We start from the raw sequence: 12,088 nt of genomic DNA, 5'->3' as shown, positions 1-12,088 counted from the left end.
CCACCCCGCAGACCCCGCCCGGCCGTTGTCACAGGGGTCTCCTACTCTCGTCCGCATGAGCACCACCACTCTGCTGATCCACGACGGCTCCGCCGCACCCGATGCCCCGGTCACCCGCATCGGCGGCCTTCCGCTGGCTCCCGCCGGCACGCGGTGGCCCACCTGTACGACCTGCTCCGGGCCGCTCCAGTTCATCGCGCAGCTGGTCCTCGACGGCGGGCGCGGGGTCCTCGCCGTCTTCATGTGCGCGAACGATCCGGGCAGTTGCCAGGAGTGGAGCGCAACGGCCGGCGGCAACAGGGCCTACCTCTTCCCGCCGACCGGGCTGGTGCCGGTACCGCTGCCCGCACTCCCCACCTCAGAGGACGAGGACGACGGGGGCGACGGGGGCGACGACGAGGACGAGGACGACGGAGACCACGACGAGGACGACGAGGACGTTCGGCAGCTCGGCGCGGTCCGTACCGTCAGGGCGGTGGCGGTGGCCGAGCCGCAGTACCGGGCCGCCTCCAAGGCCTGGTCCGAGCGGAGCGGTCGCCCGACGCGCCACGTCCTCGGACAGCTCGGCGGCGCCCCCGACTGGCTTCAGAACGACGAGACGCCCGACTGCCCGGACTGCGGCGGGCCGATGGAGTTCGTCGCCCGGCTGGAGGAGGGTCCGGACCCCCTCACCGCCCCCAACTTCGGCTCCGGCAGCGCCTATGCGCACGCCTGCGAGCCCTGCGGCCGGGCGGCGTTCCTCTGGCAGTGCTGAGGGGGGCCGCCCGGCCGGCCGGTCAGGCCTCCGGGTAGCGGCGCGGGGTCCACGTCACGCGGGAGCCGTCCGGGCGGTCCGTGACCTGGGTCTGCGAGGAACCGATCAGCAGGATCGTGCGCATGTCCACCTCGGACGGCTCCAGTTCGCCGAGCGGGAGGACGCGGACCGACTGCTCGGGGCCGCCGACGTCCCGCGCGACGACCACCGGCGTCTGCTCCGAACGCAGCTCCAGCAGAAGCTCCTTGGCCTGGGCCACCTGCCAGGTCCGGCTGCGCGAGCCCGGGTTGTACAGGGCGAGCACCAGGTCCGCCGCGGCGGCGGCGCGCAGCCGCTCCGCGATGACCTCCCAGGGCTTGAGCCGGTCCGACAGGGAGATGGTGGCGTAGTCGTGGCCGAGCGGGGCTCCGGCCGCGGCGGCCGCCGCGTTGGCGGCGGTCACCCCCGGCAGGACCCGTACGGGCACGTCCTTGTACTCCGGCTGCCCGGCGACCTCCAGCACGGCGGTGGCCATGGCGAACACGCCGGGGTCGCCGCCGGAGACCACGGCCACGCGCTTGCCGCGGCGGGCGAGGTCGAGCGCGAACTCGGCGCGCTCCGACTCGACCTTGTTGTCGGAGCCGTGCCGCACCTGGCCCGGCTTCACGGGGACCCGGTCCAGGTACGTGGTGTACCCGACGAGCACCTCGGCGTCGGCCAGCGCCCGCCGCGTCTCGGGGGTGAGCCAGAGCGGTCCGGCCGGGCCGGTGCCGACGACCACGACCCCGCCGGGGCCGGACGGCACGCTGCCCGGGTTGCCGACGCGGCTGGGCACCACGGCGACGGCGAAGTACGGGACGCTGTCGGGGTCGGTGTCGGCGAGGACGCCGGTCCGCTCCCCCGCCATGGTGGCGCGCTCCACGTACCGGGCCTCCGCCAGCCGGCCGCTGCCCTCCATGGCCCGGCGTACGGCGGGGAAAGTACGGCCGAGCTTCATCACGACCGCCGAGTCGGTGGCGGCGAGGCGGGCGGTGAGCTCCTCCTCCGGCAGGGTGCCGGGCAGGATCGTCAGCACCTCCTCGCCCTCGACGAGCGGGGTGCCCAGGCGGGCCGCGGCGGCGCTCACCGAGGTCACACCGGGGATCACCTCGGCCTCGTACCGGTCGGCGAGCCGCTTGTGCATGTGCATGTACGAGCCGTAGAAGAGCGGGTCCCCCTCGGCGAGCACGGCGACGGTCCGGCCGGCGTCGAGGTGCGCGGCCAGCCGGGCGGCGGACTCCTCGTAGAACTCCTCCATCGCCCCCTGGTAGCCGCCGGGGTGGTCGGTGGTCTCGGTGGTGACCGGATAGACCAGCGGCTCCTCGATGTGGTCGGCGCGCAGGTGTTTCGCGGCGATCGAGCGGGCGATCGAGCGGCCGTGGCGGGCGCTGTGGTACGCGACGACCTGCGCCTCGGCGATCACCTCGACGGCCCGCAGTGTCATCAGGGAGGGGTCGCCGGGACCGAGCCCGACGCCGTACAGCTTCCCGGAGGTCGTTCCCGTGCTCATTCTTCCTCGCTCGCGATCGCGTTGACGGCGGCGGCCGCGATGGCGCTGCCGCCGCGCCGGCCGCGCACGATCAGGTGGTCGAGCCCGGAGCCGTGGGCGGCGAGCGCGTCCTTGGACTCGGCGGCGCCGATGAAGCCGACCGGGACGCCGATGACGGCGGCGGGGCGCGGGGCGCCCTCCTCGATCATCTCCAGCAGCCGGAACAGCGCGGTGGGCGCGTTGCCGACGGCGATCACGGAGCCCTCCAGCAGGCCGCGGTCGCGCCAGACTTCGAGGGCCGCGGCGCTGCGCGTGGTGCCCATCTCGGCGGCGAGGGCCGGCACGGCGGGGTCGGAGAGGGTGCAGATCACCTCGTTGCCGGCGGGCAGCCGCTTGCGGGTGACGCCGCTGGCGACCATCTGCACGTCGCAGAGGATCGGCGCGCCCGCGTTCAGTGCGGCCCGCGCGCGGAGCACGACGTCCGGGGTGTAGCCGAGGTCCTGGGGCAGGTCGGTCATTCCGCAGGCGTGGATCATGCGCACCGCGACCTGGGCGACGGAGGCGGGCAGCCCGGAGAGGTCCGCCTCGGCGCGGATCGTGGCAAAGGACTGGCGGTAGATCGCCGCGCCGTCCTTCTCGTACTCGAACACTGTGTACTCGCTCATTTCTTCGCTGCGTCGTGGGAGGTGGTGCGGCGTACGGCCGCGAGGGCCGCGGGAAGTTCGGAGGCCGGGACACCGCGGCGCGGGGCTCGGCCGGGCGCGCAGAGGTCGTACCCGTCGGCGGTGGCGACCACGTCCGCCCAGGCGGTGCCGCGGGGGTGCCCGCACCGGCGTTCGCAGCCGGACCAGTGCACGGGCAGCGGGCGGGTCGCCTCCACGGGCGCGTGCGTCTGGTCCTGGGCCTGGTCCTGGTCCTGGGCCTGGACTTGCGCCTGCCCCTGCTGCGCTACGACGGCACGCGCGTCGGCGCGTACGTCCGCCAGGGATTTCGCGCAACCGGGCTGCCCCGTGCAGGCGGTGACGGACCGCCAGGGATCGTCGGCGCCGGTCACCAGCCCGGCCCCGGCGAGCCCGGCGAGCGCGCCGCCGGCGGCGTGGGCGGGCAGGCCGGGGACGACGATCCCGCGCCAGGGGGTCAGGCGGAGCCGGCCCGTGAGCCCGGCCAGCCGGCGCCACTGCGCGGTGGTCAGGCGCCCCAGCGGCGCGAACACGCTCAGCGCCGCGGCGCCGTCGGGGCCGTCGACCACGCCGGGTTCGGGTGCCGGTCCGCGCAGGGCGGCCGGCCCCCGTACGACGGAGGCGGAGATGCCGGCGGCGGCCAGCCGAGCACCCAACTCATCGGAACGCAGCGCCTGTTCGGCGGGCAGCTCGGCGACCCGCCAGGCCCGGGTGCCGGCCCGGCGGACGGCGTCGAGGAAGTACGAGGCCGCGACGAGCGCGGCCCGCGGCGCATCGGCGGCGGCCACGAGCAGGGCGTCCGCCGCGCCGGCGGTCCACAGCAGGGCCCGGCCCCCGTCCCGGAGGGCCGCCAGGTTCACATCGGCGGCGAGCGAGGTCACGTCCCCGCGGCCGTCGTCGAGGGCGAACAGGAAGCGTCCGGACAGTCCGGCCGCCGGCGCGCTCGCGCACAGCAGCCGGTCCAGCTCCGCGACCCAGGGCGCCACGTCGGGCAGGCCGCGCCGGTCCAGGCCGGTCAGCGGCGAGGCGACGATGTTGCGGACCCGCTCGTGGGTGGGCGCGGGCAGCAGCCCGGCGCGCACGAGCACGGCCTGCAGCTCGCCGCCGCAGCTCGCACCGAGTCCGCGCAGCTGCGCGTTGCCGCGCGAGGTGAGGTCGATGTGCCCGTCGCCGAGCCGGTCCGCCGCATCGGCCAGCAGCAGGGCCGCGTCCGCGTCGAGCATCCCGCCGGGTATCCGGATCCGGGCCAGGTGCCCGTCGTCCGCCGCGTGCAGCCGCAGCGCACCGGGGCAGGCGTCACCGCGGTCACGTATGACCGGTTCGTCCCGCGATGCGGCGGAAGGGGGCTGGGGCGGCATGGCGGCGAGCATACCCACGATTCCCCGACCCCGAGCTGTGTCCGTCACCACCCGCCCCCTGCGCCCCACTCTCCGCCCGACCTGCCCGGATCCGCTCCCCGCGCCCGGGCCACCCCCACTCCCGGCCAGGGAGAACGCCACCTAAGATGACCACCGGCGGAGCCACGTGGCCCGCTGGGAGGAAGCCCGGTGCGAATCCGGCGCGGTCCCGCCACTGTGAACCCCGCGGAGCGATCCGCCGGGTGAGTCAGGAACTCCCGCTGTCCACACTGCCCGGGGCGCGGAAACCCCGAGGAAGGCATGCCGCCGCATGATCCTGCTGCTGTCGACGTCCGACACCGATCTGCTCAGCGCCCGCGCCGCCGCGGACGGCCCCGTGCCGTACCGGTTCGCGAACCCCTCCCGCCTTCCCCTCGACGACCTCCCCGCCCTGCTCGACGGCGTCGACCTGGTCGTCGTACGCCTCCTCGGCGGCCTGCGCGCCTGGCAGGAAGGCCTCGACCTGCTCCTGGCGCCGACCCAGACCCGCCCGGTGGTCGTCCTCACCGGCGAACAGGCCCCGGACGCCCAGCTGATGGAGGCCTCGACGGTCCCGATCGGCATCGCGGCCGAGGCGCACGGCTACCTCGCCCACGGCGGCCCCGCCAACCTGGACCAGCTGGCCCGGTTCCTCTCCGACACCGTGCTGCTCACCGGCCACGGCTTCGAGCCGCCCGCCGCGGCGCCCACCTGGGGCCCCCTGGAGCGCACCCCGGTGCGCCCGTACGGGCCGCGCATCGCGGTGCTCTACTACCGCGCCCACCAGATGAGCGGCAACACCGCCTTCGTGCACGCCCTGTGCGACGCGATCGTGGAGACCGGCGGCACCCCCGTACCCCTGTACGTGTCCTCCCTGCGCGCCCCCGAGCCGGAGCTGATCGCCGAGCTGGAGTCGGCGGACGCGATCGTCACCACGGTGCTCGCGGCCGGCGGCACCAAGCCCGCGACGGCCTCGGCCGGCGGCGACGACGAGTCCTGGGACGCGGGCGCGCTCGCCGGCCTCGGCGTCCCGGTTCTGCAGGCCCTGTGCCTGACCGGCTCGCGCAGCGCCTGGGAGGAGAACGACGAGGGCCTGTCCCCGCTCGACGCCGCCACGCAGGTCGCCGTACCCGAGTTCGACGGCCGCCTGATCACCGTCCCGTTCTCCTTCAAGGAGTTCGACGAGGACGGGCTGCCGGCGTACGTGGCCGACCCCGAGCGCGCCGCCCGCGTCGCCGGCATCGCCGTGCGGCACGCCCGGCTGCGGCACATCGCGCGCCGCGACAAGAAGGTCGCGCTCGTCCTTTCCGCGTACCCGACCAAGCACTCCCGCATCGGCAACGCGGTCGGCCTCGACACCCCGGCCAGCGCCGTGGAACTGCTGCGCACCCTCATCGCGGGCGGCTACGACTTCGGCCCCGTCGAGGACATCCCGGGCCTCGTCTCGGGCGACGGCGACGAGCTGATCCGCGCCCTGATCGAGGCCGGCGGCCACGACCAGGACTGGCTGACCGAGGAGCAGCTGGCCCGCAACCCGGTCCGGATCCCGGCCGCCGACTACAAGCGGTGGTTCGCCGAGCTCCCCGCCGAGCTGCGCGGCAGCGTGGAGCAGCACTGGGGTGAGGCCCCGGGCAACATGTTCGTGGACCGCTCGGCCAACCCGGAGGGCGACATCGTCCTCGCGGCCCTGCGCCGCGGGAACCTGCTCATCCTGATCCAGCCCCCGCGCGGCTTCGGCGAGAACCCGATCGCGATCTACCACGACCCGGACCTGCCGCCCTCGCACCACTACCTGGCCGCGTACCGCTGGATCCAGGCGCGCGCGGAGGACGGCGGCTTCGGCGCCGACGCGATGATCCACCTGGGCAAGCACGGCAACCTGGAGTGGCTGCCGGGCAAGAACGCCGGGCTGTCCGCGGCCTGCGCGCCGGACGCCGCGCTCGGCGACCTGCCGCTGATCTACCCGTTCCTGGTCAACGACCCGGGCGAGGGCACCCAGGCCAAGCGCCGCGTGCACGCCACCCTGGTCGACCACCTGGTGCCGCCGATGGCGCGCGCGGAGTCGTACGGCGACATCGCGCGCCTGGAGCAGCACCTCGACGAATACGCGCAGATCTCCGCGATGGACCCGGCGAAGCTGCCGGCCATCCGCGCCCAGATCTGGACGCTGATCCAGGCCGCGAAGCTCGACCACGACCTGGGTCTGGCGGAGCGCCCGGACGACGACGGCTTCGACGACTTCCTGCTGCACGTCGACGGCTGGCTGTGCGAGGTCAAGGACGCCCAGATCCGCGACGGCCTGCACGTCCTGGGCGGCGCGCCGACCGGCGAGGCCCGGGTCAACCTGGTCCTCGCGATCCTGCGCGCCCGCCAGATCTGGGGCGGTACGACGGCCCTGCCCGGCCTGCGCGAGGCGCTCGGCCTGGACGAGTCCGCGGCCACCCGGACGACCGCCGACGAGGCGGAGGAGGCGGCCCGCGCGCTGGTCCAGGCGATGGAGGACGCGAACTGGGCTCCGGAGGCGGTGGCTTCGGTCGCCGCCGGGCATTCGGCGGACGTGGCGGCCGTACTGGACTTCGCCGCGCGCGAGGTCGTCCCGCGGCTGGCCGGCACGACGGACGAGATCGCCCACGTGGTCTCGGCCCTGGACGGCCGCTTCGTCCCGGCGGGCCCCTCGGGCTCCCCCCTGCGGGGCCTGGTGAACGTCCTCCCCACGGGCCGGAACTTCTACTCCGTGGACCCGAAGGCCGTCCCCTCCCGCCTCGCGTGGGAGACGGGCCAGGCCCTGGCCGACTCCCTCCTCACCCGCTACCGCACGGACAACGGCGAGTGGCCGGCCTCCGTGGGCCTGTCCCTGTGGGGCACGAGCGCGATGCGCACCTCCGGCGACGACGTCGCCGAGGCCCTCGCCCTGCTCGGCGTCCGCCCGGTCTGGGACGAGGCCTCGCGCCGCGTCACGGGGCTCGAAGCGATCCCCCTCGCAGAACTCGGGCGCCCCCGCATCGACGTCACCCTCCGCATCTCGGGCTTCTTCCGGGACGCGTTCCCGCACGTCATCGGCCTGCTCGACGACGCGGTCCGGCTGGCGGCGGGCCTGGACGAGCCCGCGGACCAGAACTACATCCGGGCCCACGCGGAAGCCGACCTGGCCGTCCACGGTGACGAGCGCCGTGCGACGACCCGTATCTTCGGCTCGCGCCCGGGCACGTACGGCGCCGGCATCCTCCAGCTGATCGACTCCCGCGACTGGCGTACGGACGCCGACCTCGCGGAGGTCTACACGGTCTGGGGCGGCTACGCGTACGGCCGCGGCCTGGAGGGCCGGGCGGCGCGCGAGGAGATGGAGACCGCGTACAAGCGGATCACGGTGGCCGCGAAGAACACGGACACCCGCGAGCACGACATCGCCGACTCGGACGACTACTTCCAGTACCACGGCGGCATGGTGGCCACGGTCCGCGCCCTGCGCGGCACGGCCCCGGAGGCGTACATCGGCGACTCCACGCGTCCCGAGACCGTGAAGACCCGGACCCTGGTCGAGGAGACCAGCCGCGTCTTCCGCGCCCGCGTGGTGAACCCGAAGTGGATCGAGGCGATGCGCCGCCACGGCTACAAGGGCGCCTTCGAGCTGGCCGCGACGGTCGACTATCTCTTCGGCTACGACGCCACGACGGGCGTGGTGGCGGACTGGATGTACGACAAGCTGACGGAGACGTACGTCCTGGACCCGGAGAACCGCGCCTTCCTGGAGGAGGCCAACCCCTGGGCCCTCCACGGCATCGCGGAACGCCTCCTGGAGGCCGAGTCCCGCGGCATGTGGGAGAAGCCGGACCCCCAGATCCTCGAATCCCTCCGCCAGGTCTACCTGGACACGGAAGGCAACCTGGAGGCCGAAGCGGAGTAGTCCGCTCCGCAGTCCCCGCACCACCGATGCCGTCCGCCTCGCCCCTGCCCCGGGCGAGGCGGACGGCATTCTTCGTGCCCGTATCCCCCATGAGGCACCTGAGCCCCGGAACGGGGCATCCGTCACCTGAAGCGGTGAACTCTTCCTCGTCCCGGCGGCGGCACGGGCAGAGGGGTGCTGATCTCGTGCGGGGGGCCGCAGGCAAGGGCCCCCGCGCCCTCGGACGAAAGGTCCCGCCCGCCGTGACACAGCCGTTTCACCTGCCGGATTTCTATGTGCCGTATCCGGCGCGCCTGAACCCCCACCTGGAGGCCGCGCGAGCGCACACCAAGCAGTGGGCCCGCGGCTTCGGGATGCTGGAGGGGTCCGGCGTCTGGGACGAGCGGGACCTCGACTCGCACGACTACGCGCTGCTGTGCTCGTACACCCACCCCGACTGCGGCGGCGACGCGCTGGACCTGGTCACCGACTGGTACGTGTGGGTCTTCTTCTTCGACGATCACTTCCTGGAGGTCTACAAGCGAACCCAGGACCGCGAGGGCGCCAAGAAGTACCTCGACGGGCTGGCCGCCTTCATGCCGATGGACCTCGCCGACGGGTTCCCCGAGCCGGCGAACCCGGTCGAGGCGGGCCTCAAAGACCTGTGGTCGCGCACCGTGCCGGCGATGTCGATGGACTGGAGGGAACGGTTCTCCGAGTCGACGCGGAACCTCCTCAACGAGTCGATGTGGGAGCTCCACAACATCAACATCGGCCGCGTGGCCAACCCGCTCGAATACATCGAGATGCGCCGCAAGGTCGGCGGCGCCCCCTGGTCGGCCGGGCTGATCGAGTACGTGTCCGCCGAGGTGCCGGCCCGGGTGGCGCACGCGCGCCCGCTCGAAGTGCTCCGCGACGCGTTCTCCGACGCGGTGCACATCCGCAACGACATCTTCTCGTACCAGCGCGAGGTGGAGCAGGAGGGCGAACTCTCCAACGCCGTCCTGGTCCTGGAGACCTTCCTGGACTGCACCACCCAGGAGGCCGCCGACCTGTCGAACGACCTGCTGACCTCGCGGCTCCAGCAGTTCGAGTACACGGCCCTCGCCGAGGTCCCCGCGCTCGCCGCCCAGCACGGTCTCGACCCCGTCGAGATGGCGTCCGTACTCGCGTACGCGAAGGGCCTCCAGGACTGGCAGTCCGGCGGCCACGAGTGGCACATGGTCTCCAGCCGCTACATGAACGGGGAGGCCAAGGCGGCCGGCGCGGCCCCGCTCACCCTGCCGTTCCTGCCCAGCGGGCGGGGCACCGCCGCCCTCGACCTGCGCTCGCTGCTCAACCCCCGCGCCATGGAGCTGCGCCGCCGCAGCTTCACGCACGTCCCGTTCCGGAAGGTGGGCCCCTCGCTGCTGCCCGACTTCTACATGCCCTTCCCCCTCACCCTCAGCCCGCACCTGGACCGGGCCCGCCGCGAACTGGTGGTCTGGTCCCGGGAGATGGGCCTGCTCCAGGCGCAGCCCGGCGATCCCGGCTCCGACATCTGGGACGAGGACAAGCTGGTCGGCATGGACTTCGCCCTGTGCTCGGCGGGCATCGACCCCGACGCCACGGCCGAGGCCCTGTGCCTGAGCGCGCAGTGGCTGACCTGGGGCACGTACGCCGACGACTACTACCCCAAGGTGTTCGCCGGCTCGAAGTCCCCCGGCGCGGCCCGGGCGACGACGGACCGGCTGATCTCCATGATCCCGGTCGACCCGGCCGGGGCCCCGGAGCCGGTCACCGCGATGGAGCGGAGCCTGAAGGACCTGTGGGCCCGGACCGTCGCGGGGATGAGCTCCGCGATGCGCGCGCAATTTCGCGGGCACGTCATCGGGATGCTGGACAGCTGGGTCTGGGAGATCGGCAACGCCGTCATGAACCGGATCCCGGACCCGGTCGACTACGCGGAGATGCGCCGCTTCACGTTCGGCTCGTACCTGACGATGTTCCTGGCCAAGTTCGGCCACGAGGGCGACGGCGTCCCGCCCGAGGTCCACCGGGACGGGGTGATGCGCTCGCTGGAGAGCGCGGCGGCGGACGTCGGGTGCATCACCAACGACCTCTTCTCTTACCAGAAGGAGATCGAGGTAGAGGGCGAGGTGCACAACCACGTCCTCGTCACCCAGAACTTCTTCGACATCGACTACCCGCCGGCCTTCGCGATCGTCGCCGACCTGATGGTGCAGCGAACCAAGGAGTTCGAGCACATCCGCGACCACCAACTACCGGTGCTGTACGAGGACTACGGCCTCGGACAGGAGGCGCGGGCCTCGCTCGACGCGTACGTACGGGAGTTGGAGGACTGGATGGCCGCGGTCCTCAACTGGCACCGGAGCGTGAGCCGTTACCGCGACGAGGACCTGCACCCGAAGACCGCCGGCCGGGGCCCGGGGGCGCGGCTCGGCTGGAGCTCCTCGTTCGGCATGGCGGCGGCCCGGATCTCGCTGCCCGCCTGATCCCGCGGAGCCCGGTGGTGGGGGCGGTCCGCTCGCCCGTCTCCGCCACCGCACCCCCGCCACCGCACCCCGCCGCCGCCGACACGGCGGCGCAGCGCGCGCCTCAGAACTCGTCCGCCGTGTGCGGCAGCAGGGGCGTGTGCAGGGCCGCGTCCAGGGCCGCCGCCGCGCCGGGGGTCCGCTCCGCGACCAGCCCGGCGGCGACCAGCTCGGCGACCCGGGTCCCGCCCAGGTAGCAGGCCGCGAGGTCCCGTACGTCGAGCTCCAGGTCGGCGGGGGCCGCGGCGCGTTCGTACGTCGCCCCGCCCTGCCCCGCCTTCAGCCGGAAGCGCCCCGCGTTCGCGGGCAGCCGTACGTCGGCCACCTCCAGCACCATCTCCACCGGCGCGGCCCAGGCCCGCCGGGCCAGCGCCGCCCGTACGTCGACCAGGCGCAACCAGAGCGCCGGGAACTGGGCGGTGACCCTGACCTGGTCCCGGTCGGCGGCGAACCGGAGCAGCGGGTCGTCCAGCGGCCGGCCCCACGCGGAGACCTTGCCGGTCAGGTCGAGGCCGGCCAGGCAGTCCCACAGGGCGGCGGCCACCGCCGGGGTGTCCGCCTCCAGTTCGTCGACGCGGACCAGGCCGGGGCTGCGGGCGGGGCCGCCGTCGGCCTCGTGCTTCGTGCGGTAGAGCACGTACCCCGCGATCGGCTCGCCCGGATCGCCGAGGACGATGATCCGGGGCGGGCCCAACTCCTCGTCCTCCTCGTCCTGTTCGCAGAGCCAGGACTCGTTCCAGCGCTCCGCGTCGCGGGTCGGGCGGCCGGCCCGCCCGGCGCGGGCGGCCTCGTGGTACGGCCCGATCACCCCGAGCGCGTCCTGGGGGTCGACCAGTCGCAGCGGGCGCGGGTCCGGGGTGATGCGCAGGGCCAGCGGCCGCGTCGAGTCGATCTCGATGGTGGCGCCCTGGGTGGCCGAACCGTAGCCGAAGCGGCCGTAGATGGCGGATTCGGAGGCCCACAGGGCGGCGATCGGGCTGCCCGCCGCCCCCGTCCGCCGCAGCTGCTCGTCCATCAGCGCGGTGAGCACGCCGCGGCGGCGGTGGGTGGGGGCGACGCCGACGAAGGTGAGCCCGGGGCAGGGCAGATCCGCCCCGGGCACCGAGAGCCGGAAGTCGTGCGCGGCCATGAACCCGACCAGCGCGTCCCCGTCGTAGGCCCCCAGCCGTGCGCAGTGGCGCAGGAGGGCGTGGTGGCGTTCGCGGCCCTCCGGTTCGGGGCGGTCGTGGAAGACCAGGTACGCGAGCTCCAGAGCACGGTCGATGTCGGCTTCGGGTACCTCACGGATGTCCACCATGATCGGGAGACTAATCGGTCATCGCGGACCGGTCACCCCATATGGACCGGGGTGGCC

The 12,088-nt window shown here is 73.9% G+C and carries 7 protein-coding genes and 1 riboswitch; of the genes, 3 read left to right on the top strand and 4 right to left on the bottom strand.

All coding sequences use genetic code 11. The features are described from left to right. Positions 1 to 55 precede the first annotated feature (55 nt). On the top strand, positions 56 to 754 hold the full coding sequence (locus tag ADK52_RS12755) for a hypothetical protein (RefSeq protein WP_053689891.1): 699 nt from the start codon (positions 56 to 58) through the stop codon (positions 752 to 754). Positions 755 to 776: 22 nt separating this feature from the next. On the opposite strand, the gene ADK52_RS12750 is transcribed toward ADK52_RS12755, so the two are convergent. Genes ADK52_RS12750 through ADK52_RS12740 form a run of 3 tightly spaced genes read right to left on the bottom strand, consistent with a single transcriptional unit; the run spans position 777 to position 4,299 of the window. Next, complete coding sequence (locus ADK52_RS12750) at positions 777 to 2,282, bottom strand: precorrin-2 C(20)-methyltransferase (protein WP_053689890.1); 1,506 nt, start codon at positions 2,280 to 2,282, stop codon at positions 777 to 779. Next, complete coding sequence (locus tag ADK52_RS12745; RefSeq protein WP_182508515.1) at positions 2,279 to 2,926, bottom strand: precorrin-8X methylmutase; 648 nt, start codon at positions 2,924 to 2,926, stop codon at positions 2,279 to 2,281. The genes ADK52_RS12750 and ADK52_RS12745 overlap by 4 nt, the downstream gene beginning before the upstream one ends. Beyond that, positions 2,923 to 4,299: a cobalamin biosynthesis protein CobG gene (locus ADK52_RS12740; RefSeq protein WP_234343693.1), complete on the bottom strand. Its 1,377-nt coding sequence runs from the start codon at positions 4,297 to 4,299 to the stop codon at positions 2,923 to 2,925. Before ADK52_RS12740 ends, ADK52_RS12745 begins: the two co-directional genes overlap by 4 nt. 139 nt (positions 4,300 to 4,438) lie before the next feature. After that, positions 4,439 to 4,577: riboswitch (cobalamin riboswitch) on the top strand. 32 nt (positions 4,578 to 4,609) lie between these two features. Here ADK52_RS12740 and cobN point away from each other — a divergent pair. Next, positions 4,610 to 8,221: a cobaltochelatase subunit CobN gene (cobN, locus tag ADK52_RS12735; RefSeq protein WP_053689887.1), complete on the top strand. Its 3,612-nt coding sequence runs from the start codon at positions 4,610 to 4,612 to the stop codon at positions 8,219 to 8,221. A gap of 242 nt (positions 8,222 to 8,463) precedes the next feature. Further along, positions 8,464 to 10,695: a terpene synthase family protein gene (locus tag ADK52_RS12730; protein ID WP_053689886.1), complete on the top strand. Its 2,232-nt coding sequence runs from the start codon at positions 8,464 to 8,466 to the stop codon at positions 10,693 to 10,695. Between the two features lie 103 nt (positions 10,696 to 10,798). On the opposite strand, the gene ADK52_RS12725 is transcribed toward ADK52_RS12730, so the two are convergent. Then, on the bottom strand, positions 10,799 to 12,031 hold the full coding sequence (locus ADK52_RS12725; RefSeq protein WP_053689885.1) for a GNAT family N-acetyltransferase: 1,233 nt from the start codon (positions 12,029 to 12,031) through the stop codon (positions 10,799 to 10,801). Between the last annotated feature and the right edge of the window lie 57 nt (positions 12,032 to 12,088).

The organism is Streptomyces sp. WM6372 (genome assembly GCF_001279655.1).
Lineage (GTDB): Bacteria > Actinomycetota > Actinomycetes > Streptomycetales > Streptomycetaceae > Streptomyces.
The sequence above is the reverse complement of the archived record's forward strand: the minus strand, read 5'-3'. Positions and strand labels throughout refer to the sequence as shown.

Coding starts and splice junctions, on each gene's coding strand:
- ADK52_RS12755 (WP_053689891.1), top strand. CDS start 56: ATGAGCACCACCACTCTGCTGATCCACGACGGCTCCGCCGCACCCGAT.
- ADK52_RS12745 (WP_182508515.1), bottom strand. CDS start 2,926: ATGAGCGAGTACACAGTGTTCGAGTACGAGAAGGACGGCGCGGCGATC.
- ADK52_RS12725 (WP_053689885.1), bottom strand. CDS start 12,031: ATGGTGGACATCCGTGAGGTACCCGAAGCCGACATCGACCGTGCTCTG.
- ADK52_RS12740 (WP_234343693.1), bottom strand. CDS start 4,299: ATGCCGCCCCAGCCCCCTTCCGCCGCATCGCGGGACGAACCGGTCATA.
- cobN (WP_053689887.1), top strand. CDS start 4,610: ATGATCCTGCTGCTGTCGACGTCCGACACCGATCTGCTCAGCGCCCGC.
- ADK52_RS12750 (WP_053689890.1), bottom strand. CDS start 2,282: ATGAGCACGGGAACGACCTCCGGGAAGCTGTACGGCGTCGGGCTCGGT.